This window comes from Chitinophaga silvisoli, from assembly GCF_003412465.1.
GTDB classification, from domain to species: Bacteria; Bacteroidota; Bacteroidia; order Chitinophagales; family Chitinophagaceae; genus Chitinophaga; species Chitinophaga silvisoli.
Genome location: NZ_QTJV01000008.1, coordinates 34632 through 60211, shown reverse-complemented (window position 1 = coordinate 60211; position 25580 = coordinate 34632). Strand labels below are relative to the sequence as shown.

Sequence of the window (25580 nt, the reverse complement as noted above, 5' to 3'; positions counted from 1 at the left end):
AAGCGAAGTAACAGGAAATGTAAAAAGAACCTAAACGATAAGTTAAAATTATCTTAAGAACGCCTCAACTTTGGCATAGCGGAATGGTTGTTGTTTTTTATATCCTGAACCAAAAAACAGATACCATGTCTAAGAATAACAAAGAAAGTGTAAAGCAATCCATACAGGAGCTGGCCATGGGAAATTACAAAAGCTATCCCGAAGAGTATAATGAAGTATCAGTAGCAACTACTGAAAATGTTCAATCACTCGCAAATGGTTACTGGGACTCCAGGGATGATAAGGAAATTCAACGTGATGAACGTTTAGGTATAGGTCTTGAAGACTACCAGGCCTGGACGCTGGAAGCATTCGAAGCATTTGTGGAACATGAACATATGTTGAACTAGCGGTAAAGTACACTTATATAGTATTAAAACGCAGAAAGGCTTACATTACGTAAGCCTTTCTGCGTTTTTTTATATCTTTAAGCCTAAGCACAACCTACTACGTCGTTATGAAAAAATTCTCCGCCAGCCGGACGGCCCAGTACATGGCGTTATTCCGGGCCCTGGAAAGCCAGCGACCACATGATAAACTGGTCTATGACCCATATGCCATCAACTTCCTCGACCCTGGTCTCCGGATCGCCATACGTTTAGCTGCCCTGCCAACATTCCGCCGCGTGATTCAGCGTATTATTCAAAAGAGGATCCCAGGCGCTTACTCGTCGGGCATAGCCCGAACCAGGTACATCGATGAACTTGTGCAACAAGCTGTGAACCAGGGGGTACAACAAGTGGTGATCTTAGGTGCCGGCTTCGATACCCGGGCGCTTCGCCTGGATTTCCTGCGCCTGCTGCCGGTAGTTGAAATTGACCATCCCAATACCTCTGCTGTCAAAAAAGAAAAGCTGGGCACCCTGCCCGCACATGTTCAATATTTACAGATTGATCTCAATGAACAGGAGCTGGATGATCTGGCCCTGAATACATCCCTGCCTACCGTGTTTATCTGGGAAGGAGTGACCAATTACCTGCAGGAAGAAGCCATCGCAGCCACCTTTCACTTCATGCAAAAATTTCCGCCAGGATCCTTCGTGATTTTTACCTATGTGGATGAGAAAGTATTGCGGGAGCCGGCGGCTTATTATGGCGGAGAGAAATTACTCAATGATGTAGCCGGACTGGAAGAGAAGTGGACATTTGGTTGGAAACCAGGCACTTTGCGTAAATATTTACAAGCCTTCGGATTGGAATTGCTGGAAGATAACAGCGCGGTGGAATATCGCAGGCAATACATGCCGGGGCGAACAGAGAAGGGCTATGAGTTCTATCGTGTAGCTTTTGCCGTAAGGAAATAGAAATGAAGTATATTAATAGTGTTGTCTTTTTAAATTATATAACCATAATGACGTTTTATGAAAACTAAATTGTATTGTTTACTGGTCTTTTTTTGTTGTATAACTATGCTCACTTTTGCCCAATCCAAAGATGAAAAGGCGGTCGCCACACAGGTAGAATCCCTGCGAAAAGCAATGGTAGACGCTGATAAAGCCACCCTGGAAAAACTGACAGATGCAAAATTGACTTATGGACACTCCGGTGGGAAAATAGAAGACAAGTCCACATTTGTTGAGAATATTGTAAGCGGCCATTCTGATTTCTTATCGATAGATCTCACAGACCAGACAATTGTAATAAGTGGGAATACCGCTATCGTAAGACATAACCTGGCAGCCGCTACAAATGATAATGGCAAACCCGGCAATGTACACCTGCATATCTTATTAGTTTGGGTGAAGGAGGGGAGCCAATGGAAACTGATCGCACGCCAGGCAGTGAAGCAGCCGGTGGCCAATTCATGAATAATTTCGCCTCATATAAGCCTAAATAGCTTAAACGATGTAAATGGGCTAAAATGATGTGACAGCCGGCATTGAATATTCCGATGTGAACGCCTGGTCATTTAATATTCCTATAGGAACGTATGGTCATTTAATTCCTATAGGAACTCCTGGTCATTTGACATTCCTATAGGAACGCCTGGTCATTGATTATTCCTGAGCACGTCTCCTTATTTACACAAACTGGTGACTAGCTTCCAGTCCTTGTTGCCCGTTATTTTTCAGCTAAGTTCTCCAAACCCTTATGGATAGCACTTTTGGCATGATGGCATAATTTTTCTATTGGTAATCACAAACATAGGGGCCGGTTACGGTCTTATCTGTTAACCAATAAAAATGTATTTTATGCAAGCGACAATGGAAACCATAGAGATCCTGAATGATCTGGTACAAATCAACAATGATCGCATCGACGGTTATGAAAAAGCGTTAGGAGAACTGAAAGAGGAAGATAATGATCTGAGAGCACTTTTCTCATCTATGATCAGCGAAAGCCATGAAATCAGACTGGCATTAGGTACAGAAGTTAACGCCTTAGGTGGTGACATGGAAACATCTACAACAACCAGTGGTAAGATCTACCGCGCATGGATGGATGTAAAAGCACTGTTTACCGGTCATGACCGTCATACCGTACTGGCAAATTGTGAACGTGGGGAAGATGCTGCGCAGAACGCGTATAATACCGCGCTGGAAGATGAAGATTTGCCTGCTTACCTGAGAGAAATGGTGGCTGAACAACAGCAGACATTAAAACGCTCTCATGACAAAATCAAAGCACTGCGCGATGCGTCAAAATAATAATTTTTAGGCTTCTCATTTAGTCTATTTTTTAGCAGACTTCCTCCACATGGAGGAAGTCTTTATATTTTAAGTTCCGTCAAATCTGCTTCCATCATAGGCTTTATCTGCTGAAAGATCCCTTTTAACTGCTCCACCAGTTTTTCCAGGTCTTCATCCCATACTGATTTTTCTTCCAGCATCAGGATAATCTCTCTTGCCCCTGTTACCTCCATACTCAATACACTTGGTTTTAACTTATGAATCGTCCTTTTCAGGTCATGCAAAACCTTCGTTTCCTGCAATTGCTGCAGGTCGCCTGCATATTCCGTCACAGAATTAATGAAGAGGGAAATCATCTTGTGGATGAACGCAGGGTTGTCGGATATTTTATACAGGTAGTTATATGAATAAAGTGCATGATCTGCTCGCATAAAGATTGTCGCTTATTGACTCAGGCGCCTTCAATTTCGCCAGTCTGTAACATTTTGTAAATAGTAGATTTACCAATATCCAGCTTCTCTGCTACCAACAGTACATTATCGTTGTACCGTTTCAGGTAGTTCCTGATAATGAGTCTGGTATACTCTCTGAGCGTTAACTCAGTATTGAGAACGGTGTCTACATCATGATTATTTCCTGAGAGGAAGGTAATGTCGTCCGGTTCAATCACATTGTTCTCGGACATTACTGCTGCCAGTTCGATGACGGATTTAAGTTCACGGATATTACCCGGGTAATTATAACTCAAGAGCTTTTCCCTGGAGGCAGGGGAGACCCTGATTTCCGGAATTTTGTTCTCTTTGCAATAATTAGCGAGGAAGAACTGCGTAAGGAGTAAAAGGTCATCCTTTCTTTCCCGGAGGGGAGGTAATGCGATAGGCAGACCTACGATACGGTAATAGAGGTCTTCCCTGAAATTACCTTTCTTTACTTCATCTGCCAGGTTCTTATGGGTCGCTACTACCAGGCGGAAATCCAGCTTGATCTTGCTGTTGCCGCCCAGGCGGATCAGTTCTTTTTCCTGCAGTACACGAAGGAGTTTACTTTGAATATTGAGATCCATTTCCCCGATTTCGTCCAGGAACAGTGTACCGCCATTAGCTTCCTCAAAACGACCGGTTTTACGGTTCTGAGCCCCCGTAAAAGCACCCTTTTCGTACCCGAACAATTCACTTTCCACCAGTTCCTTTGGAATAGCCGCCATGTTCACAGCCACATATGGATGACCGCTGCGGTTGGAGTTGTAATGGACAGCCTTGGCAACCAGTTCTTTACCCGTACCGGTTTCGCCGGTGATAGATACGTTGATCATGGAGCCGGCTGCCTTATCGATCAGGCGGAATACAGCCTGCAGGGCAGGACTTTTCCCCACGATGGAAGTGGAGTAGTCATAACGGGTCTTGAGTTCCGCTTTTAACTGTGTAATTTCATTTTTAAGGGATTGATTTTCCCGTAAACGAATGATGGCTTTCCAGAGTAACTGCTGGGTGTTCTCATCCTTTACGAGGTAATCTTCAGCACCCATTTTAAGAAGGTCTACAGCCGTCGTGATCTTTTCCTGGGCACTGATGATGATGACAGGAACGTTAGGTTGAGCCTGCTTTATCTTACGGTATAGCTCTTCGCCGTTCATGTCGGGAAGGCCGAAATCGATAGTAATCAGATCTGGTTTACGGTGCAATTGGGCCAGGCATTCCTTACCTGAGCCGATCAGGGTTACTTCGTAATCGGGGTTCTGACTTAGGAAATGATGTAACAAATTACCATACCATTTGTCGTCTTCAACTATAAAAATCTTAAAATCGAGCATTCATGGAATTTTCCGTTAAATTAGGAAATTTTCCAATCATGATCGATGCAGTTGCTGACCAGTTTAGTTCATTTTTACACCAGTGGTGGAAATTTTTAATGTGGAGGGTGTTTTTTCGTTATACCAGAGCTGAGTTTTTAATGTGGAGGGTGTTTTTGGGTTACACCGGAGCTGAGTTTTTTAAGTAGAATGTGTTTTTTCGTTATACCGAGCTGAATTTTTTAAGTGGAAGGTTTTTTTTAGTTATACCGAGCTGAATTTTTTAAGTAGACGGTGTTTTTTCGTTACACCGGAGCTGAGTTTTTAAGTAGAAGGTGTTTTTTCGTTACACCGAGCTGAATTTTTTAAGTAGAAGGAGTTTTTTCGTTATACCGAGCTCAATTTTTTAAGTAGAAGGTGTTTTTGGGTTACACCGGAGCTGAGTTTTTTAAGTAGAAGGTGTTTTTTCGTTACACCGAGCTGAATTTTTTAAGTAGAAGGTTTTTTTCGTTATATCAGAGCTGAGGTTTTAGGATGACCCATCCCTGGCCCCACTCTGTCGTACAAGTTCTGTTCACATGGGGCCTGGATGAATCGGTTATGAAAAAAGCACGCTAATTCTTCTAAATGTCTTTGTTCTCAATAATTCAACAATTCACTGATTGATGAATCATCTCCAGGCCCCTGCTGACTTCCCCTCTCTACATTTACACCAGGGGCCGGGATGACACATTCTCACATGTTCACTAGTTATCTAAAAAGTTCTAAAATGACAAGCTCTATTGTTAGCATAAGTTATGTTCAAAAAACTCCATTGTTAGCTTTGACTCTATCGTTAGCATCGAAACGCTAGTCTTGTTAATTTAACTCAATTGTCGGCATAAGCTATGATCTTCTACACTTGTTCGGTCTGCACCTTCATTGTTCACAGTTTCAACTGCACTGGCAATAGTTTTTTTCACACTCACTTTGATGATCGCTTTCACCTTTCATACTCACTATCCCATTTCATTTGCACATGTCTCTTTCTCAACACTAAAATCTCTACACTTCCCAATTCTTTTCACAAACTCAATCACACCCTTCCAAACCTCTACACTTCTCAATCCTTCTCACAAACTCGATCACACCTCCCCAAAATCTCTACACTCCCAATCCTTCTCACAAACTCGAACGCACCTCCCCAAAATCTTTACACTTCCCAATCCTTCTCACAAACTCGATCACACCTCCCCAAAATCTTTACACTCCCAATCCTTCTCACAAACTCGATCACACCTCCCCAAAATCTCTACACTCCCAATCCTTCTCACAAACTCAATCACACCCTTCCAAATCTCTACACTTTCCAATCCTTCTCACAAACTCAATCACACCTCTCCAAAACATCTCCCCATCATCCCAATCCCTTTCACATCTCTCAGCACCCCCATCTCTCTCCTCAATCCTCTCTCTCCCCTCAAAAAAACCATTGCCATTTCTCTCCCGCTCTAAAAAATTAAAAACTTTAATTCCCGCTCTATGTTCCGTCACAGAAAAATTATCCCCCCCAAATAAATGCCTCTTCAAAATTCCTCCCATCTCCTGGCCCCATCAACATCCCTCTCTCTCTATCACCGGGGCCAGGATGCGAAGTCTCACATGCTCTTAACAAAATTTACCCCAAAAAAAGCCTTATAAACAAACCCCTGAACAAACCTCAAAAACAAATAATACCTCAAAACAAATAATACCTCAAAACAAATAATCCTCAAAACAAATAATCCCCCGAAACAAATAATCTCTGCAAAACAAATAATCCCCCCAAAACAAAATCTCTTTCCTAAAAACCTCCCATCACCTGGCTCCATCCAAACTTCCTCACTTTCTCCGCCTCCGGAGCCGGGATGTGAAGTTCCACATACTCAAACAAAATATCTTTTTACAAATCCAGTATCCGCGGGCCCCATTACCTTTCGCTTGTCCCCCTCAACCTTCACCTGGGGCCCCGATACTGATACACGCAACAAAAAGTTTCAAATTAATTCAACGCGGTGTTCAGGTACTCCTGCAAAGCCGCAGGATAAAGCAATACTTCAGCTACCTCTTGTTTCTTAGTAGGTGTATAGCAGGTCCCTTCCAAAAATACATCCTCCACCTGCTGCTTGAAATGTGTAGGCTTGAACTGACTTGCTACCAGCTGCGCCGCACAACTCATATCCGCATATAATGGCTTGTTGTTTAATAACTGCTCCACATGTTTGCGCACCTGCTCAACATAATGCCCACTTATGCGATATCCATTCCAGCCATGTGCCACCAGCTCATTCGCTCCACCAGCCAGCGGTACAATTACCGGACGGCCATAACTCATCGCCTGGAGAATACTGATGTCAAACGTCTCCTGGTAATGTGACGCATGAGACAGGTTCAGTACCACAGCCGCACGTTGATAAAATGGGTGCATATTCAGCTGTGTATCATAAATCATCAAATTATTCGGTACCCTCAGACCTTTAAAATGATCTGCAATTTCTTTATATGTAGCCTTAATGATCAGTTCAAACTTCATCTTAGGCATCGCAATCGCCAGCTCAATCAATTCATCCACACCGCTTTCCTCTTCCAGGCCAGCCACCATGAGTATCGTCTTGCGACTGCCATGATTCGCATGTAAGATCGCTTCCTGTACAAATGAACTCGGCAGACAACTATGTATCACTCTTTTCTCGGCTTTCTTAAATTCAAACTGAGACTGTACAAACCTCGAAGCATATACGACCTGGTTTGCCATCAACTGTGCACTTTTCAGCATCACCTTTCCAAATGCTGCCGGCTGTATCGCCGTCTCATGAATGTGATAGGTCAGGTGCGCTCCCTTCAGCCTGCTGGCCCATGCGGCCCCAAAAGGTTGTAAAGTATTTACATATACCTTGTCCCCCTTTTTACTCAACCAAAGCACCTTGAAGAAGATACTCATCTGCGCCAGCAGGAAGCTGAAGAATAAACGCGTTTTGTTCCCCCGTTCTATATAATTTATGTAGTGATACTGTATGTCCGATAAATCGGTCAGGTATCCTGGTGTATGTGCATTGCCGTTCGTGATCAAATGGATATCCATTCCCTTCTCAGCCAATGCTTCCAGCGATTCGCGGAAGATCAGTGTGTGGCCACTCCGGTCGTTTGATAAATGAACTGCTATAATCTTTTTCATGTGTTGCGTGATTTATAAATAAGTTCTACAGGTATAGGGATAAAAGGACCTTAGGTGTAAGCAATCGTAGGTTAGGTAGTTAAATAGAACATAGTATTAATGACTTAACATGTCGTGAAGAAAGCTTACTATCATTAGTGTCGCTACAATCAGGCTAAAGAAAAAGAAGAAGCGGTTATTACGTTTTTTCTTCTTCAGGTAATCCTGCACTACGAACAGCTTGCTAAGGGTAGAGGTAATATGCTCCAGGACATTATCGTCCTTCATAATGTAATCAAATGCACCGTTTTTCAGGGAAGCAGTCGCGATGTCGGGCTGCTGTCTTGCACTGGCAAAGATGACAAAGATGTTAGTGTTGAACCGTTTGATTTCTTTCAGCACATCCAGGCCAGTCATATCACCAAGGTCATGATCCAGGATTACAATCTCAGGCTCATCTGCCAGCTGCTCCAGGAAATCCTTACCTGAAAGAAAACAGGAGATGTTGGTATAACCCTGTGCTCTCAGATGCTTATCGTAAGTCGCCAGGTAAAATGGATCATCATCTACGACGTATATTTTGCTGTCTGTTTTTGTTGCCATTTTGTTGCCGTTTGATTTAGTAGAAACCATTTTGAGACCAAAAAAATGGCACGGCTGAAAGCGGCCATGGTGGCGGATTTGTAAATTGGCACACCCTGAAAAAGGTCTCTATTTTAGAAGTTTTTCCAAAAAATGGAAAAAAAAGAAGGCCCTGGTCGTCTGACCAGGGCCTTTCCCTATATCTTGTCATTAAGCCTAGCGCTTATTATTACTATACTTACTCTTATTATTGTTATTATTATTTCTGTGCTTATACCCTCCAGGCCGCTTCTTTCCACCACCTCCGGGCTTCGCCGTATACTCCGGTACCGGGCCCAATTCCTCAGGCACCACTGCTTTCGTCACTGATTTACCCAGTACTTCCTCAATCCTGGCAAACTTGCGTTGCTCCTTCTCTGATATAATAGTATAAGCTGTACCATCCGTAGCAGCCCTTGCCGTACGTCCGATCCTATGAATATAATCCTCCGCATCATTCGGCACATCATAATTGATCACCAGGTTGATATCTTCAATATCGATGCCCCTGCTCAAAATATCCGTTGCCACCAGGATCTTCAGCTTCTTCGACTTAAAATCCATCAGTACCTGCTCTCTCTTATCCTGCTCCAGGTCTGAGTGAATCTGTTCTACTGTAAACTTAGCCTTCTGCAACTCATACGTCAGCTGCTTCACATTCTGCTTTCTGGAACAGAAGATAATGATATTCTCAAACTGTTTCTGCTTCAGCAAAGCCTTGATCAGGGCAGGTTTCTGCTCTTCATACACCACGAAAGCTTCCTGCACGATCTTCTCCGGTGGTTTGGAAATCGCAATATTGATCTCCTCCGGCTGATGCAGGATCTTCAAAGCCAATTTGCGGATCTTATCTGGCATAGTTGCAGAAAACAACAGGTTCTGTCGCTGCCTGGGCAGGAAAGAGGTGATCTTAATGATGTCATCACTAAAACCCATGTCCAGCATACGGTCAGCTTCATCCAAAACCAGGTATTTTACTGCATCCAGTTTCACATACCCCATGTTCAGGTGCGCAATCATACGACCAGGCGTACAAATCACCATGTCTACCCCGGAAGTCAAAGCCTTCTTTTCGGCGGAGAACAATGCACCATTACTACCTCCATACACAGCAATAGAGCTGATATTGGTAAAATATGACATCCCTTCCAGCGTCTGCGCGATCTGTACCGCCAGTTCTCTGGTAGGAACAATAATCAGGGAATTGATCTTATGGTTATCGTGATGCTCGGTAAGGAGCCTATGAATAATGGGGAGCAGGAAAGCGGCAGTTTTACCAGTGCCTGTTTGTGCGCAGGCAAGGATATCCTTACCGGCAATTATGGGGGGTATAACTTTTTCCTGTACAGGCGTTGCTGTGGTATATCCCATTGCGTCAATTCCGTCTAGTACCCTGTCATCCAGGTCAAATTCATCAAAATACAAAGCGATGTACTGTTTAAAATAATTAAATATTTCTTAAAGATAGCACAATCCGGCCAAAAACGGCTACCTCAGGTTATAAGCACCAAAATTGACCCGAATATCCCGGCTCATCCCGGTATGAAAGGCTACCTCAGGTTAAGCACCAAAAATTGGCCCGAATATCCCGGCTCGTCCCGGTATGAAAGGCTACTTCAGATTATAAGCACCTAAATTGACCCGAAGATCCCGGCTCGTCCCGGTATGAAAGGCTACCTCAGATTATAAGCACTAAAATTGGCCCGAATATCCCGGCTCATCCCGGTATGAACGGCTACCTCAGATTATAAGCACCAAAATTGACCCGAATATCCCGGCTCATCCCGGTATGAACGGCTACCTCAGATTATAAGCACCTAAATTGGCCCGGCTATCCCGGCTCATCCCGGTATGTTCTTTGCGGGAAATTAGGCTTTTCATGACAAACTACGTGACCATGCTCGATGTTTTACAGAGAAACCTTAACCTGCCTCCATTTTTATGGAATATTTTGCTGGGTGCCTCGGCACTCATTACTGGGCTGATTATCAAATACTTATTGGCATTTATTCTTCGCCTGACGACAAGGAAAAATACCAGCTATTCTTTAATCCGTTCCATCCTTAACCGCCTGGGCCTGGCTGTGAATTATTTGCTACCATTGCTGGTTTTTAATATGGTTCTTCCTTTCATGGAGCTCTCCCGGAAACCCATGAACTTCCTCAATAAAACAGCTGAAATCTGCCTCATCATTGCCTTCGGATTTACACTCACCGGCCTGGTCAAAGTCTTTGAAGACTATATGTACCACAGCTACGATCTGAGTAAGGAAGACAATCTCCGCGAGCGTAAATTAAGGACCCAATTACAGTTCGTCCGTAAATTCGCCGTTAGCACCATTTTAGTTCTCACACTTTGTGCAGTACTACTCAGTTTCGACAATCTCCGGAAGATCGGTGCCGGTTTACTCACCGGTGTAGGGGTCAGCGGTATCATCATCGGTTTTGCCGCCCAACGTTCCCTGTCCAATTTTCTCGCCGGCATGCAGATCGCTTTTACGCAACCCATTCGTATCGACGATGTACTGGTCGTGGAAGGGGAGTGGGGCAGGGTAGAAGAGATTACCCTTACCTACGTCGTACTCGGGATCTGGGACCAGCGTAAACTGATTCTGCCCATTAATTATTTTATTGAAAAGCCTTTCCAGAACTGGACCCGCACAGGTTCCGCCATCCTTGGCACCGCTTTTCTATACCTGGATCATACTGCACCTTTCGATGCCATGCGGGAGGAGTTTGACAGGATTCTCAAAACCCATCCGCTATGGGATAGAAGAGTGAAGGCCGTACAGGTGACTGATATTAAAGACCGGGTGATTGAAGTCCGCTTCCTGGTAAGTGCCAACAGTTCAGGGAAGGCCTTTGATCTCCGTTGTGATATCAGGGAAAAGATGCTTGTTTTCCTGCGGGACAATCATCCTTATTGCCTGCCTAAAACACGCGCTGTGCTGGAAGAAGGTGTCAAACAAAAGAACGATATCAACCCCTTCGAAATTCCCGGACAAGCCTGAGTAACCAACTGCGGAACAATTCTGGGAAATTAATCCCTGAACAAGCCTGCGTAACCAACTCTCCAATAAGCCTGAGTCCTACTCAGGCTTCCATCAATTCCCTTTTCCCAAAACCAATCCTCCCTCAATAGAAAACTCTCCCTCATAAAACCAACTCTCCCTCATAAAACCAACTCTCCCTCATAAAACCAACTCTCCCTCATAAAACCAACTCTCCCTCAATAAAACCAACTCTCCTCAATAAAACCAACTCCCTCAATAAAACCAACACCCCCTCAATACTTATCATCATTCACCTCTATCCAGTTCCCCTCCGGATCCTTAAAATACACCTGCTGCACACCATCCACCCGCTTAGTCGGTGTATCCGCCACACCCTGCCAGCTCTCAAACGGAATCTTATTCGCATGCAACCTGCCTACAAAAGCCGCCATATCCGGCACACTAAAACACAAATGCCCGTTTTTATCATGCACAGTCACCGCCGCAGCTCCCCGAATCAGGTGTAGCTGGCTATGCTCGCCGATCTTAAACCAGGAATGTTTACCGTCATGAAAAGGTTCTGGAATCGTATCTATCCGGAGTATATCCCGATAGAATGCAGTGGTTTTTTCAAGATCATATACATATACAGCGATATGGTTCAGTACCGGGCTTTTTTCTTGGGCAATGGCGCGAATACGGGTCATCATAACAATTGCCAGCAGGCAGAGTGGAATTATCTTTTTCATACCTTTAAGATAAGGCATATTCTTTATAATCTCACTCGTACAAATTTTCGGCTGGCTTTGATCCCTGTATCCATAAACAGGGTGACTACATATATACCTGGGTTGTATTTTTCTGTATCAAACTGGTAAACAAAAATACTTTCCTTTTCATCCACCGTCTGCGAATCTGTAAACATCAGCTGACCAGACAGATTCACAATCCTGATATCAATCTTCGAAATCCCCGAACTCCCGTTGCCATCACTCATCACATACTTCACTGTGGCTGTACTCGTATAGGCAGGATTGGGATAAATCGTCATATCATCCTTCTTGTAAGCAATCGTATCGCCCAATGGTTGTTCAAAACCAAACCAGAGTGCATAGTTCAGACTACTATCTGCAAAAATGATAGGCTCACCTATATTGTAAGCAATGTAAAAAGCACCCTGGACCAGCAAAGCCTCTCCGGCAGAACTGATCGTATATTGCTTGGTCTGCCAGTTGACGGTTGTTACAGGGGTCGTATCCGTAGCTGTCTGCCCATACGACAGCCCCGCTACCATCATCATGGCAGTCATTAGCAGGCCTGCAAATATGGTTCTTCTCAGATTTATCATTCCTAAGGTCTTTCTGAATAAATTGCGATTTCTACGCGTCGGTTCTTCTCTTTGGCAACCTGGGTATTTTCTGTGCTCAGGGGTTTAGTTTGTCCGTAACCGATAGTCGTGATATGATCTGCAATCACTCCTTTTGAGGTCAGGTAGGTCTTTACCGCTTCGCTTCTTTTTTCTGAAAGTGTCTGGTTAAATGCCGGGGTTCCCTCGTTGTCTGTATGACCGCTCAGTGTCACATGCCATTCAGGATGAGTCTTCAGCAGCGTAGCCAGCTTGTCCATGGATGACAATGAACTTTTAGCTATCTCTGCTTTCGCACTTGCGAACTGGAGGTTGGAAAATGCTTTGTTTACAATGGTGGCTTCTGCTGTCTTCAGTGCCACTTTTTTTCCTGCTGCTACTTTCGCCTCCGCAGCTTCTCTTGCATCAGCCTTGGCTGCCGCTGCCGCCGCTGCCGCATCTTCCGCTGCTATTGCAGAATCAACTCCTGGCCTTACATCTTCGATCGTTGGCAGCGCGCCCGGCGCTACTGCAAAGCGCTGATCTGAGTAATTCAGCTGACTGCCCGTAGCACTCACTTCATCCGCCCTGCTGGCCACAATCTGCCAGGTGAAAGCAACATTTGATTTACCATTTTGTAATTCCTTTACATCAAACCCACTCGCTGATTTGTTAGTCACAAATACACCATTACAATCGCCTTCCAGCTGGATAAAGACCTTCAGCGGGTGCTTTGCATCTACACGAATATGCTGGGTCAATAATTTATCGAGATCAATGTGCGCCTTACCATCTGTCAGTTCACCAGTACCATAGTCCTGGAACAGCACTTCCGGTGCCTCCGGACAATACAGCATTCTGCCTGTACCTGTTTCATCTTTTACAATGGTGGACTTCGTACCTGTTGTGGCAAAACCAACAAAGGTACCTGCAGTGGACTGACCCGCTATATAAATATAACCGATCGGCGTACTGTTATAACGGCTTTCAAAATAAGCGCCCCAGCGACCGGCATCACCACCAGAGTTACCGGTACTCTTACCATAACCCGTTACACCAATATAGCCTACACCTGATACACCCGCACCACCTGAAGCAGGCGCAACGACAGGCATATTATTACCACCACCTGCTACACCCACCCCCAGCGTAGTATTGGAAACCCCTCCAATACCTACCACACCGTAGTTCAGACCGTTGCCTAGTACACCTGCACCGTTTGTAGGGCCCTGCAACAGGCTGCCATTTGTATAATCCAGGTTGTTCCCGATTCCCATCAAACCAATACCCGATGTACTCTGGGACCAGCCAATCACACCTGCACCGTAGCTCGCGCCATTATATAAATAGGGAGAGCGGGAAGATCCAAAGATCCCGTAGCCCCCTGAACTGGAGTAGTTTTCACCTTTTATCGGCAATGAACTCTTCGTGTTGGACCAGCCGTATACGCCGGCACCTGCGGATGATACCCCCTGTATACCATAACCATTACTATAGTTACGGCCATAGATAGCAGCAGTACTGTTAGAGTTATAACCGTTAATCGCGTGGTCAGTACTTGGTTCACTTGGATTCAGTGCCAGCGGTGCACCTCCACCAAATACCGTAAATACCGCCTGCCCCTGGGAAGATGCTGTATCCGCACTACCATTCACAAAGATCCTCGCAGTCTTGGTAAAGTGCATTCTTTCCTGTTGTGTACCATTACCATTTGTTTTGATAGCAAAAGCAGCTGTATCCAGGGTACCAATGAATTCAGAGTTACTGTTCGTTCCTGTATTACCTGTCGTCAACCATACCTTCTTCGTCGCTTTCAGTGTATCCGGACTGGCTGTAGTAGCAAGACCCAGGAGACCGGAAGTTTCGTAATCCAGCGTCTTCAATGTCCAGCCGGTACCACCTTCTGCCAGGATCTGCCATGCTGTGCCATCATAAATATAGGCAGCACGGTCAGTGGTATTGTAATAAGCCTGGTTCAGGGTAGGCGTGGCCGGTGCAGTAGCAAAAGAGCCTAACCAGGATATACCTACACCCTGCAAACCATCTTCCGTGAGCACCTGCCATGCAGTGCCATCGTAGATGTAAGATTTTTTATCAGTAGAATTATAATAAGCGTCATTAACAGCAGGAGTCGCAGGAGCAGTAGTAAGTGTTCCCAGCCACTTAAGCATATTACCATCCTGTGCCATGACCTGCCATGCAGTGCCATCGTAGATATAAGATTTTTTATCAGTAGAATTGTAATAAGCGTCATTAACAGCAGGAGTCGCAGGAGCAGTAGTAAGTGTTCCCAGCCACACAAGCGTATTACCATCCTGGGCCATGATCTGCCATGCAGTACCATCATAGATATAAGACTTCCTGTCCGTCATGTTATAATAAGCCTGGTTTACAGAAGGACCAACAGGATCGGTCGTAAACTGGCCCAGCCAGGTCATCCCGCTTCCATCCTGGCTCATAATCTGCCATGCAGTACCATCAAAAATATAGGACTTCCTGTCGGCAGAATTGTAATAAGCCTGGTTCTGAACCGGGGTAGCAGGATCAGTCGTAAACTCCCCCAGCCAGCTAATACCATAACCATCCTGTGTCATGATCTGCCATACCCCCAGACTATCGTAGATATAAGATTTTTTGTCAGTACTATTATAATAAGCATCACCCGTGATAGCAGTGACAGGTGCCGTTGTCAGCGTACCTTTCCAGCTGATGCCGGTGCCGGTTCCTGTTCCTGTACCGCCGGAGCCACTGCCTCCGCCATTCGCTGCATACATGGCATAGGGTACGGCAAACATCTGTACAGGGTTACCAATTACCTCGTAAGCACCCGTCTGCGTCATATCCGCATAAGCCTGCAACCAAACATAGCCACTGCTCCAGGGTATTGCACTCCATGACCCGGTCACAACCGTTCCCTTACCTATTACAGCAGAAATAATACCCTGCTGGGAACTTACAGTAGACTGTACCTCCTCGTATACAGGAGTACCACCAGATTGAGCGGAAATAGAGAACTTAATCAGTACAGATTGGTTCGCTGCTACACCCTGCGTACTGGTCTTTCTCAGTACCGCCTGATAGTTCATACCCTGTAAACCCGTAATACCCGTATTAGGAATTTGGGCGTTTACACTGCTTACACACAATAATAAAGGAAGTAAAATGAGTAAAATTGCTTTCATCTCATAGGATATTTGGCCTGCGCTAAAAATATAGAATATCTCAATTTAAAAGATATTATTATATATTAACTTAAATATAGTAAAGATAGTATTAATATTTTAAAATACCCCGCGAAAGTGTCTTTTTTGCAGCCTTTATCCCCGGATGTATGTAAAAATGGCCGAATTCAGGGACCGTATTTCTTGATGGTCAAGGATTTTAGCCGATTATTAAATTATCGGAAATAGTAAGTAGCCCTAATGGATTGCCTGAATATCATTTATTTGTAACATATTAACCCTGACTGATGTCATTTTCACCGGGCTTTACTTTCTGATAGGAGCAACGTATCTTGGGAATTCTAAAGGATTTCGAGATATGAAATTGGGACTCATGCATTACCCAATGTTGGCAGCAGCATTGCTGGCTACCGGCATTCAATTAAACGGTCAATCAAAAAAGACAGGTGTTACAGGCACTAAAGTTTACAAACCAGTGGATTATGTGGATCCATACATCGGATCGGGCGGCCACGGGCACGTATTTGTTGGGGCAAACGTACCTTTCGGTGCAGTACAGGTCGGCCCAAACAATATTGTAAAAGGTTGGGATTGGTGCTCCGGCTACCACTATTCCGACAGCGTATTGATCGGCTTTTCGCAGACACACCTTAGCGGTACCGGTATCGGTGACCTGGGAGATGTACTGATCATGCCCTATACCGGTAAGGTACGTACGAACCACGGGACACAGGAAGATCCAACCAGCGGTTATGGCTCGCATTACACACACGCACATGAAACTGCCAAACCAGGCTACTACGCTGTAACCCTGGAAGATTACAAGATCAAGGTAGAACTGACCGCTTCTGAAAGAGTAGGTTTTCATAAATATACCTTCCCTGCCAACCAGGAAGGGCATATCATTGTAGACCTGAAAGAAGGTATCGGCTGGGACGCACCCGTTGAAACCTACATTTCCAAAAAAGATGATTATACCCTGGAAGGTTACCGCTATTCGAAAGGATGGGCTGTAGACCAGCGCCTCTGGTTCGCCATCAAAAGTAATGTGCCGCTGAAGAACTTTAGCGTGTACGATGGCAATGACCTGCAGAAAGGCACCGCTCTCAAAGGCCAACAGGTGAAAGGGGTGATTACCTTTGATAAAGCACCCGGCACCGTCCTGCTGAAAGTAGGCATCTCACCTGTAAGCAGCGAAAATGCCCTGGAGAATATCAAAGCAGAAATTCCAGGATGGGATTTCGCAACGGTCAACAAGGCCGCTACTGAAAAATGGAATACAGAACTGTCTAAAGTGAGCCTGAGCACCAGGAACGACTCCGCCAAGACAATCTTCTATACTTCATTATATCATACCATGATCGCGCCTTCATTGTTCAATGATCACAATGGTGCCTACCGTGGTACAGACAAGAAAGAATATGCCAATCCCGGCTTTAACAACTACACCGTCTTCTCTCTCTGGGACATCTACCGTTCAGATATGCCAATGTATACATTGCTGCAGCCTGAGCGTGTAAGTAGTTTTGTCAATACCATGCTGGCTATCTACAGGCAACAGGGCAAACTGCCCGTATGGCACCTGGCAGGCAATGAAACTGATTGTATGGTGGGTTATCATGCCGTGCCTTTCATTGCAGATGCTTACCTGAAGGGATACACTGGTTTTGACCCGAACGAAGCCTTCGAAGCCATGAAAGCCTCCGCTACCAGGGATGATTATGGTATGAAGGATATCAAGGCAAAAGGCTATATCTCCTCAGAACATGAGAAAGAATCCGTATCCAAAGCGATGGAATATGCGATCGATGACTGGTGTATCGCAGCAATGGCAAAGAAACTGGGCCGTACGGAAGATTTCGAATACTTCTCTAAAAGAGCTGCTTTCTATAAGAACTACTTTGACCCGTCCGTGCGCTTTGTGCGTCCAAGAATGGATGACGGTAGCTGGAAATCTCCTTTCGATCCCTTCAATTCTATCCATGAATTCGGTGACTTTACAGAAGGTAATGCCTGGCAGTATACCTGGCTGGTACCCCAGGACCCGGAAGGCTTAATTAAACTGCTGGGAGGCGATGAACCGTTTACATTAAAACTGGATAGCCTCTTCACTGCAAAAGGTGACATGGGTGATAAAGCAAGCAGCGACATCTCTGGTCTGATCGGTATGTATGCCCATGGAAATGAGCCAAGCCACCACGTGACTTACCTCTACACTTACGCTGGCAAGCAATGGAAGACAGCTGAAAAAGTAAGACAGGTTATTAATGAATTCTATACCACTACGCCGGAAGGCCTGGCTGGTAATGAAGATTGCGGTGCTATGTCCTCCTGGTATGTGATGTCTTCCCTGGGTTTCTATCCCGTAAATCCCGCAAAAGGGATTTATGTACTGGGTAGCCCCCTGTTTGACAAAGCCGTACTGAAACTGGCCGCTGGTAAAACTTTTACCGTGCAGACGATCCATAACAGCGCTGAGAATATTTATATCCAAAGTGTTACGCTGAATGGTAAAGCATATAAGAACAGCTATATCCGCCATGCAGATATAGTGAAAGGGGGCGTTTTGAAAATCACAATGGGCCCAAAGCCTAATTATGATTTCGGTAAGGCACCTGAAAACCGTCCGGATTCTAAATACTAGTTTTTATACTTCTGATTTGAAAGTCGCTTTTGCCACCTGGCAGGAGCGACTTTTTCATTTCCGGGTATTATTAAAGCAAAGGAATCACAATTATTTTGTTAAAATAATACTCAAATTTGAGAAAATAGTATGGAGTGCATTTGAATAAGCGTAAGAAAAACAACTTGTTATCTCAAATCATTAACTGGTAGTTAACTTAATTATCAAACAGATAAACGTAGCTTCGATGCAATAGATTGCAGTAGAAATTCACGTGCGGAAGCCAACCGTCTTATTTAACAAGGAATTATATGATGATCGAGAACCACGAGCATATTTACCAGCTCCTGTTGGAAAAACGAAACGGTACAATCAGCGAAGCAGATGATGCCTGGGTAGTTAGTCTCATCGACACTCACGAAGAGATTGCCCTGATGTGGCAGGCCCTGCGGCATAGTTACATCACTCCCGGAGAAGACGCTTTCTGGCAGCAAATTGATGAAAACGCCGCCTGGAACAATGTCAAAAGCCAACTCACCATACGTTCCCGCAGGGTAAAGATGAACCGCACCCTGATGATGGCAGCAGCCATTATAGTACTGGCAGCCCTGGCCATCAGTGTCATCTGGCGTTCCGGGATCTGGGAAAAAGATGCCCCGCTGCCACTGGCCACTACCAATACGGGCAATCGGGCACCCGGCTTGCAACTGCAGCTGGCCAATGGTACGACCGTAGCCCTGCCATACAATCAACCCAGTCAGCAAATCGCTGCGGGCGACGTACAGCTCAGCGCCGGTGCCAAACAATTACAATATTCCGCCAATGCAAAAATGGGAGAGGGCTTCAATACCCTGACGGTGCCCCCCAAAATGGATTATAAACTCGCCCTCTCAGACGGTACTGAAGTGTGGCTGAATGCCACCTCCAGACTCCGCTTCCCCTTTGCCTTTAATGGCGATAAAAGAGAAGTCTACCTGGAAGGCGAGGGCTACTTCAATGTAGCAAAGAAAGATGGACAGCCATTCATCGTACACACTGCACATACTGACATTACCGTACTCGGTACCAGCTTCAATGTCAATGCATACAACAAAGACGTGACCACTACCTCCCTGGTGACGGGGAAGGTGCTGACAAAATCCGGTGACAAGGAAGTAACCCTGAAACCCGGCCAGGAAGTCGCATTTACTGCCGGCAACAAGGTCAGCGTAGACAATTTCGACACTGACGAAGTATTGGCATGGATGCGGGGCCTTTATGTCTTCCACAACACATCTTTAGAACATATCGCTGCTGTTATAGAGCGTTGGTATGGTGTGAAAGTGGTGTTCGACGACCCTTCCCTCGCTGGCAAGAAATTTACCGGCGGACTGGAAAAAGCACAGACCCTCGATTACTTCCTTGAAACACTACAGATCATTGGAGATGTAGATCATTACTACGACAAAGACGTATTGCACCTGAAACTGAAGAAATAATTGTTTGCCAGACAATTATAGATTCAGTTAAAATAAAAGGTACTCACTCATACCTGCTTATTTAAGCCACTTTTTTGATCGCCGATCTTTAATGCCGCATGCATGAAAGATCGGCTGATTTTTTTTGGAATAAATGCAAATTGAATCAATACCCTTCGCACTAACTCAGGATCCGGTATTGCTGTTGCAGATTACGGATAGCATACTTGATCAGGGAATTATGCCCTGTCAGGTTCAGCTTTTTGGAGATGTTGTGTCGGTGATTTTCCACTGTCTTAATACTGATGTTGAGTGCCTGTGCAATCTCTTTAGTGCTCAATCCTTCTGCGATCATCTGCATAATGCGCAGTTCTGTTTTACTCAGTTTGCTGTGTATCTCCGGGGCAACTACAGGCATAGACACAATAGTCGTGTGCTTCTTCTCCCGCTGTTGCAGGTTGAAAACCGTAAACCTTGTGATCCTCGATTTGATGCTCATGAGCAATTCCTTGCTCTTAAAAGGCTTGGTCAGAAAATCGTCTGCGCCCAGGTTCATGCCCATGCGCATGTCTTCCTTACCTTCTTTGCCACTGATCAGAATTAAGGGCAGATGCTGCAGTGTGGGGTCATTTCGCAGTTCCATGAGAAAATGGTAGCCACTGCCACCTCTCAGTTTCACGCCACATACTATGAGGTCTGGTTTAAACTGACGGCTCATGTACATCCCTTCTTCAGGAGTCGTACTGGTAATCAGGTCGTAGTTGTGTAGGGTTAGCAGCTGCTGGATTTTACGGATTAAAGCAGTGTCTTCCTCTAAAAGTAAAATTTTATAGATCGGTGCTTTCATTCAATTTGGTTTGAGCTGGTTTATACGTTCTCGTTAGGCCTGTGTTCTCTGCATCCGGCCTGTGTGTTCGCTAGTTCTCATAAGAACGCATATCTCCTGCTGACGTGGTTTAATGGGACTGACAGATACCACTTTTGAATTGAATAAAATTTCCCTCTCTGATTGGTGAAAGCGATGAATGATTGTTGGTTCCTTTCTCCAAAGTTGCAGGTAATGTACTAATGACCATACTCATTTTTTTTTAGTCTAATAATAATGTCTTTTTCCTTGTGGGGTTTTTCAAGAAGATAGGTGTGGGTTCCAACGGCTGACCTGCACGTAAATATGCGTCAAATAACCGCCCCTTTTGCGTGTTCAGCTGTGGCCGGCGCTTAAAATAAGTGTTAGCACCTAGAAATATGTGTGTCCTTACTCATTTTATAAAAAAGCATGCCAATAAATATAGTCGTGCCGCCAACATTAGCCATCTTTACAGCAGCAAATGCATAACGCATTTAAAACTAGTTATATTCAGTGTAAAAATTAATATCAATAAGGTATAAAATTTATGTCTTATATCATTGGTTTAATTTCCGGGAAAGGATATTAAAGTGAAAGAGATGGAATATGACAGGCATTGTAACCGGAGAGCCATATCCATAATAAAGCCAAACTCTCGCAAAGCCTTGGTATGTGTATTTGGTACCAAGGCAACTGCGGCAGATTTGGGAATGAAAGGCGAAATGCCCTATTCCCCTTTATACCAGGCTCTGCATAGTACTGTGTAACCCCGCGCTTAAAAATTAATAAGCAAAGATATTAATACACAGGTTTTCATAGGATAGATAACTAGCTTGCCGCCCATTCCTGGGCGGCATTTTTAGTAGTACCCAAAGGCATTTTCCCTGGCCAGGGTTGTTTTTTCCCTACCCGCCCCTTACCATTCCTACTCCCCGTTTCCTTTTATTTAAATAATTCCTTAGTTTTATTCCACAGGTCCTCAGACCCTTCTAACTGCAATGTATATACTATTAACTTAAAAATTCCATGGAACAATCCACTCATTCTCCCCGGAGAAAGTTTCTCCGTAACTTATCACTTGGAACCCTGGCGGTAGCCGCACTCCCTGATATGTCCTTTGCCGCTGCTCATAGTGAAAGAGCCAAAAAAATCACCCTGAAAAAGGATGCCGTTATCCTGTTCCAGGGCGATTCAATCACCGATGCCGGCCGTAAAAGAGATCAGGCGGAAGCAAACCATGGCGGTGCATTGGGTACCGGGTACGCATTTCTGGCTGCTGCCGCCCTCCTGAAACAATTTCCTGATCGTAACCTGAAGATCTACAACAGGGGCATCAGCGGCAATAAAGTTTACCAGCTGGCAGAACGCTGGGATGCCGACTGCCTGAACCTGCAGCCGGATGTACTCAGTATTCTCATTGGTGTTAATGACTACTGGCATACCCTGACAGGCGGGTATACCGGCACCATTAAGACCTATAAAGATGACTTTACAGCCCTCCTGGATCGTACGAAGCAGAAATTACCAAATGTACAGCTGATCATAGGGGAGCCTTTTGCTGTAAACCATGTGAAAGCGGTGGATGATAAATGGTTCCCGGCTTTTAATGATTATCGTGCAGCTGCCAGAGAGATAGCCGGCAAGTATGAGGCGGTATTTATTCCGTATCAGGACATTATTGATAAAGCGCAGAAGTCTGCCCCGGGAAGCTATTGGACAGGGGATGGGGTACACCCCAGCCTGGCCGGGGCGGAGCTGATGGCCAGCAGTTGGCTGGAAGCCGTAAAATAGTTTTTAAATGATTGAAGGCCCCTCATACGAAGGGCCTTCAATCATTTAATACATTAACTTATACACCACCGGTGTCACAATCCTCGACAACAACGTCGAACTAATCAACCCGCCAATCAACACAATCGCCAGCGGCGCAATCAATGGATTCGTACTCACCGCAATCGGAATCAAGCCACCAATCGCCGTCAGCGATGTCAGCACTATCGGCAGAAACCTGATCTCACCCGCCTCACGGATCGCCTCATCCAGCGATTTTCCCTGCTCCCGCAGCTGGTTCGTAAAGTCTACCAGCAGGATCGTATTCTTCACCTCAATCCCTGCCAGCGCAATCATCCCGATGATCGCCACAAAAGACAAAGTATTCCCCGTCATCCACAACGCCACGGCCGCACCAACGACCCCCAGCGGGATCACGGACAATACGATAAAAGTGCTCTTAAACGTCCTGAACTCCAATATCAACACCGCTATAAACATAAACACCGTCAGGATGATAATACTGGTAAAATCTCCAAACGAATCCTTCCTGGACTCAATCTCTCCACCCATCTCATAAGAATAGCCCCTCGGTTTCGGCATCGCATCCATCTTCGCTATCACATCATTCAGCACCTTATCCAACAACACACCCTTGTCCACAAAAGCCGTCACAGATACTACTCTTCTTTTCTCCTGGTGACTGATACTGATAGGTGAATTCTCCAGCTTCAAATCCGCCACCTGGCTCAGTGGAATAGCCTTTCCGTCATTCGCATTCACATACAGGCTATTAAACACATCCATCGTAGGCCGGCCAGTCTTATTTCTCGTGAGCAAAATGTCGTAATCATTATCATTATTATCTGCATAGTGCCCCAGGTTGAGCCCCGCTACCGCCAGTCTTACCGTACGGTCTATATTCAGACTCGGTACACCCAGCTGCTGCGCCTTCTCCTTATTGATCACCACCCTGATATCACTCTTCAGTAACTTCACCGGATTGTCTACATATATAGTGCCCGGTGTCTTTCTCAACAGCTCTTCTGCACGGCCTGCCAGTTCTCTCAGGGTATCCAGGTTATCGCCGAACAACCTGATCTCCACCGGTGCCGGTAATGCAGGACCCTGCTCAAAGTTCTTTACCTCCACCTTCGCACCGGGATACGGGGTCCATTGCTTACGTAACTTATCAATCAGTTCCAGCTTTTTATCAGGAGCCGTCTCGGGTTTCAACTGCACAAAGATCTGCGCATAATCACTCCTTTCGTGCTCCTGGATGATGTTGTAATACACCCTGGGATTTCCCCTGCCTATGTTCGTAGAGAAATACGCTACATCTTTCTCCGTCTTCAATACCTTCTCTATTTCAAGTGCAATGGTATGCGTATAGGGCAGGTTCGACTGTGCCGGTGTTGTAATATTGATCAGGAATTGGGGCTTCTCCGAAGCCGGGAATAAACTAAATCCAATCACTTTAAAAAGGTAGATCGCTCCGCCAAAGATGATCACGGTGGCGGCTACTGTCATCACAGGGCGCTTCAGCGCAGCATCCAGGAGTTTACTGTAACTTCCATGAATCACACGTTTCAGGGCACGCATAAAGATATTACCATCCGGATGACCTGTATGCGTTTTCAGTAACTTGCTGCTTAAGAATGGAATAATAGTCAGGGAGACAAGCATAGAGGCCAGAACACTAAAAATCACCGCCAATGGTAAACCCCTGATGAAATCACCAGAACCTTCAGGCATAAAGACCAGCGGCATAAATGCAATAATCAATGCGGCCGTACACCCGATCACTGCCAATCCAATCTGTTTGGTGGCCTTCAATGTTGCTTCCATCCGGTTATGCCCCTCCAGCATCCATCGTTCTATGTTCTCAACCACCACAATACTATCATCCACCAGCAAACCCAGGGCCACCACCAAACCTACGATGCTCAGCTGGTTCAGGTTATACCCAAATACATTCAGCAATATAATCCCGATGGACAATGACAATGGTATAGAGATCATCACGATCAGCGCCGGCCTGAAACCCAGTGGGAGCAGGGTGACAGCAACCAGGAGGATCGCAATAATAAAGTCTTCCCCCAATCCGCTCAGTCGCCGGTTTACATTTTCTGCCTGGTCAAAATTTTGCACCAGGTCTATATTCGCAGGCAGGGTTTTCTTAAATTGCGCTATCACCGGACTATACACTTTCTCCGTCTTACTGATGTTTTCACCTTCTTTCTGTGCAGCCACCAGGAATACGCAGCGGTGTGCATTCAGGCGGGTAGCATAGGTTTCATCGTTAAATCCATAGTATACATTCGCAATATCTCTCAGGAAAATATTTTTATTGCTGTTCACATTGATCACCGTATTCCTGATCTCGTCCAGGGATTTGTAGCTGCCACTACTCTTGATGTTGTAAGTACGGTTACCGGCATCAATACTACCACCAGGTATATTAGCCATCTCACCCTGTAAACTGCTGATCACACTATTGACAGAGATGCCCATCTGTGCAATCTTCTCCATCTGGAGTTCAATGCGCACCTGCCTGTCAGGCACTCCATGGATCTCTACATTCTTCAGCTCTTTCAGGCGTTCCAGTTCATCCTGTAGTTTCTCTGCATAATATTGCAGTTTATCCATCGGCGCATTTTCTGATACCAGGCCCAGTTGCAGAATGTTCACATCACTGGGTTGAAAGCGCATCACGTCAATGCGTATATTTTCCGGCAGCTCCCCGCGTTTACCATTTACCACGCGCAGCACTTCCTGGTACTTTTCATTCACATCGCTGCTGTATTTATATTCAACCCTGATCACGGCCAGCCCATCGCCGATAGAGGTACGAAGTCTTTTTACATTCTCCTGTGCATAGAGTTCTTTTTCCAGTGGATCCACGACCAGGTCTTCCATATCTTTTGGACTGGTACCGGGGTAAACTACCACTACCGAGTAAGTAGGGGCATGCATTTCCGGGTCTTCGGAACGGGGCATATTGAAGATGGTCGTGATGCCCAGTGTGATGATCATGATAAAGATGACCAGGGTGAACTGGTAATTCTTTACCGCATATGTTGAAATTTTCATGTGCTGAATTTGAAACGGTTA

The 25580-nt window shown here is 45.2% G+C and carries 19 protein-coding genes; 8 read left to right on the top strand and 11 right to left on the bottom strand.

What is annotated here, in order from left to right:
• The first annotated feature begins 125 nt into the window (after positions 1–125).
• The 4 genes from DXN04_RS20730 (at position 126) to DXN04_RS20715 (ending at position 2686) form a co-directional block, all read left to right on the top strand.
• A complete protein-coding gene (locus DXN04_RS20730) occupies positions 126–389 on the top strand; it encodes a hypothetical protein (protein WP_147320009.1) in 264 nt (87 codons plus the stop codon).
• Positions 390–496: 107 nt separating this feature from the next.
• On the top strand, positions 497–1342 hold the full coding sequence (locus tag DXN04_RS20725; RefSeq protein WP_116855311.1) for a class I SAM-dependent methyltransferase: 846 nt from the start codon (positions 497–499) through the stop codon (positions 1340–1342).
• A 57-nt stretch (positions 1343–1399) separates the two neighbouring features.
• Entirely contained in the window at positions 1400–1846 is a 447-nt protein-coding gene (locus DXN04_RS20720) for a nuclear transport factor 2 family protein (protein ID WP_116855310.1), read from the top strand.
• A 384-nt stretch (positions 1847–2230) separates the two neighbouring features.
• Positions 2231–2686 carry a PA2169 family four-helix-bundle protein gene (locus tag DXN04_RS20715; RefSeq protein ID WP_116855309.1) on the top strand — a complete coding sequence of 152 codons (456 nt, stop codon included), beginning with the start codon at positions 2231–2233 and terminating at the stop codon, positions 2684–2686.
• Between the two features lie 62 nt (positions 2687–2748).
• On the opposite strand, the gene DXN04_RS20710 is transcribed toward DXN04_RS20715, so the two are convergent.
• The 6 genes from DXN04_RS20710 to DXN04_RS20685 form a co-directional block, all read right to left on the bottom strand.
• Complete coding sequence (locus tag DXN04_RS20710; protein WP_116855308.1) at positions 2749–3099, bottom strand: Hpt domain-containing protein; 351 nt, start codon at positions 3097–3099, stop codon at positions 2749–2751.
• Between the two features lie 20 nt (positions 3100–3119).
• Complete coding sequence (locus DXN04_RS20705; protein ID WP_116855307.1) at positions 3120–4478, bottom strand: sigma-54-dependent transcriptional regulator; 1359 nt, start codon at positions 4476–4478, stop codon at positions 3120–3122.
• A gap of 1296 nt (positions 4479–5774) precedes the next feature.
• Entirely contained in the window at positions 5775–6038 is a 264-nt protein-coding gene (locus tag DXN04_RS20700) for a hypothetical protein (RefSeq protein WP_116855306.1), read from the bottom strand.
• Positions 6039–6477: 439 nt separating this feature from the next.
• Positions 6478–7650, bottom strand: a complete 1173-nt coding sequence (locus tag DXN04_RS20695; protein ID WP_116855305.1) for a glycosyltransferase family 4 protein — start codon at positions 7648–7650, stop codon at positions 6478–6480.
• 96 nt (positions 7651–7746) lie between these two features.
• The gene (locus DXN04_RS20690; RefSeq protein ID WP_158569094.1) at positions 7747–8232 is read right to left on the bottom strand and encodes a response regulator; all 486 of its coding nucleotides are present in this window, start codon (positions 8230–8232) and stop codon (positions 7747–7749) included.
• Positions 8233–8427: 195 nt separating this feature from the next.
• Positions 8428–9675: a DEAD/DEAH box helicase gene (locus tag DXN04_RS20685; RefSeq protein ID WP_116855303.1), complete on the bottom strand. Its 1248-nt coding sequence runs from the start codon at positions 9673–9675 to the stop codon at positions 8428–8430.
• A 454-nt stretch (positions 9676–10129) separates the two neighbouring features.
• Here DXN04_RS20685 and DXN04_RS20680 point away from each other — a divergent pair, with 454 nt between their 5' ends.
• Positions 10130–11260 (top strand): mechanosensitive ion channel family protein, encoded by a 1131-nt coding sequence (locus DXN04_RS20680; RefSeq protein ID WP_233525646.1) that lies wholly within the window; start codon positions 10130–10132, stop codon positions 11258–11260.
• 275 nt (positions 11261–11535) lie between these two features.
• Here DXN04_RS20680 and DXN04_RS20675 read toward each other — a convergent pair whose 3' ends face one another.
• Genes DXN04_RS20675 through DXN04_RS20665 form a run of 3 tightly spaced genes read right to left on the bottom strand, consistent with a single transcriptional unit; the run spans position 11536 to position 15769 of the window.
• Complete coding sequence (locus tag DXN04_RS20675) at positions 11536–11991, bottom strand: VOC family protein (protein ID WP_116855493.1); 456 nt, start codon at positions 11989–11991, stop codon at positions 11536–11538.
• A gap of 23 nt (positions 11992–12014) precedes the next feature.
• Positions 12015–12590, bottom strand: a complete 576-nt coding sequence (locus DXN04_RS20670) for a T9SS type A sorting domain-containing protein (RefSeq protein WP_116855302.1) — start codon at positions 12588–12590, stop codon at positions 12015–12017.
• A 2-nt stretch (positions 12591–12592) separates the two neighbouring features.
• Positions 12593–15769: an OmpA family protein gene (locus DXN04_RS20665; RefSeq protein WP_116855301.1), complete on the bottom strand. Its 3177-nt coding sequence runs from the start codon at positions 15767–15769 to the stop codon at positions 12593–12595.
• 373 nt (positions 15770–16142) lie between these two features.
• Here DXN04_RS20665 and DXN04_RS20660 point away from each other — a divergent pair, with 373 nt between their 5' ends.
• On the top strand, positions 16143–18413 hold the full coding sequence (locus DXN04_RS20660; RefSeq protein ID WP_233525645.1) for a GH92 family glycosyl hydrolase: 2271 nt from the start codon (positions 16143–16145) through the stop codon (positions 18411–18413).
• 290 nt (positions 18414–18703) lie between these two features.
• Positions 18704–19870, top strand: coding sequence for a FecR family protein (locus DXN04_RS20655; protein WP_116855299.1), 1167 nt, complete (start codon positions 18704–18706; stop codon positions 19868–19870).
• 160 nt (positions 19871–20030) lie between these two features.
• Here the strand turns inward: DXN04_RS20655 and DXN04_RS20650 are convergent, their stop codons facing one another.
• Positions 20031–20696 carry a response regulator transcription factor gene (locus tag DXN04_RS20650; protein WP_116855298.1) on the bottom strand — a complete coding sequence of 222 codons (666 nt, stop codon included), beginning with the start codon at positions 20694–20696 and terminating at the stop codon, positions 20031–20033.
• A 1026-nt stretch (positions 20697–21722) separates the two neighbouring features.
• Between DXN04_RS20650 and DXN04_RS20645 the strand changes: the two genes are divergently transcribed.
• On the top strand, positions 21723–22487 hold the full coding sequence (locus tag DXN04_RS20645) for an SGNH/GDSL hydrolase family protein (protein WP_116855297.1): 765 nt from the start codon (positions 21723–21725) through the stop codon (positions 22485–22487).
• A 45-nt stretch (positions 22488–22532) separates the two neighbouring features.
• Here the strand turns inward: DXN04_RS20645 and DXN04_RS20640 are convergent, their stop codons facing one another.
• On the bottom strand, positions 22533–25559 hold the full coding sequence (locus DXN04_RS20640; RefSeq protein WP_116855296.1) for an efflux RND transporter permease subunit: 3027 nt from the start codon (positions 25557–25559) through the stop codon (positions 22533–22535).
• Positions 25560–25580 lie beyond the last annotated feature (21 nt).

Coding starts and splice junctions, on each gene's coding strand:
- DXN04_RS20690 (WP_158569094.1), bottom strand. CDS start 8,232: ATGGCAACAAAAACAGACAGCAAAATATACGTCGTAGATGATGATCCA.
- DXN04_RS20730 (WP_147320009.1), top strand. CDS start 126: ATGTCTAAGAATAACAAAGAAAGTGTAAAGCAATCCATACAGGAGCTG.
- DXN04_RS20670 (WP_116855302.1), bottom strand. CDS start 12,590: ATGATAAATCTGAGAAGAACCATATTTGCAGGCCTGCTAATGACTGCC.
- DXN04_RS20660 (WP_233525645.1), top strand. CDS start 16,143: ATGCATTACCCAATGTTGGCAGCAGCATTGCTGGCTACCGGCATTCAA.
- DXN04_RS20655 (WP_116855299.1), top strand. CDS start 18,704: ATGATGATCGAGAACCACGAGCATATTTACCAGCTCCTGTTGGAAAAA.
- DXN04_RS20680 (WP_233525646.1), top strand. CDS start 10,130: ATGACAAACTACGTGACCATGCTCGATGTTTTACAGAGAAACCTTAAC.
- DXN04_RS20725 (WP_116855311.1), top strand. CDS start 497: ATGAAAAAATTCTCCGCCAGCCGGACGGCCCAGTACATGGCGTTATTC.
- DXN04_RS20675 (WP_116855493.1), bottom strand. CDS start 11,991: ATGAAAAAGATAATTCCACTCTGCCTGCTGGCAATTGTTATGATGACC.
- DXN04_RS20650 (WP_116855298.1), bottom strand. CDS start 20,696: ATGAAAGCACCGATCTATAAAATTTTACTTTTAGAGGAAGACACTGCT.
- DXN04_RS20720 (WP_116855310.1), top strand. CDS start 1,400: ATGAAAACTAAATTGTATTGTTTACTGGTCTTTTTTTGTTGTATAACT.
- DXN04_RS20705 (WP_116855307.1), bottom strand. CDS start 4,478: ATGCTCGATTTTAAGATTTTTATAGTTGAAGACGACAAATGGTATGGT.
- DXN04_RS20640 (WP_116855296.1), bottom strand. CDS start 25,559: ATGAAAATTTCAACATATGCGGTAAAGAATTACCAGTTCACCCTGGTC.
- DXN04_RS20700 (WP_116855306.1), bottom strand. CDS start 6,038: ATGGGAGGAATTTTGAAGAGGCATTTATTTGGGGGGGATAATTTTTCT.
- DXN04_RS20665 (WP_116855301.1), bottom strand. CDS start 15,769: ATGAAAGCAATTTTACTCATTTTACTTCCTTTATTATTGTGTGTAAGC.
- DXN04_RS20695 (WP_116855305.1), bottom strand. CDS start 7,650: ATGAAAAAGATTATAGCAGTTCATTTATCAAACGACCGGAGTGGCCAC.
- DXN04_RS20715 (WP_116855309.1), top strand. CDS start 2,231: ATGCAAGCGACAATGGAAACCATAGAGATCCTGAATGATCTGGTACAA.
- DXN04_RS20645 (WP_116855297.1), top strand. CDS start 21,723: ATGGAACAATCCACTCATTCTCCCCGGAGAAAGTTTCTCCGTAACTTA.
- DXN04_RS20710 (WP_116855308.1), bottom strand. CDS start 3,099: ATGCGAGCAGATCATGCACTTTATTCATATAACTACCTGTATAAAATA.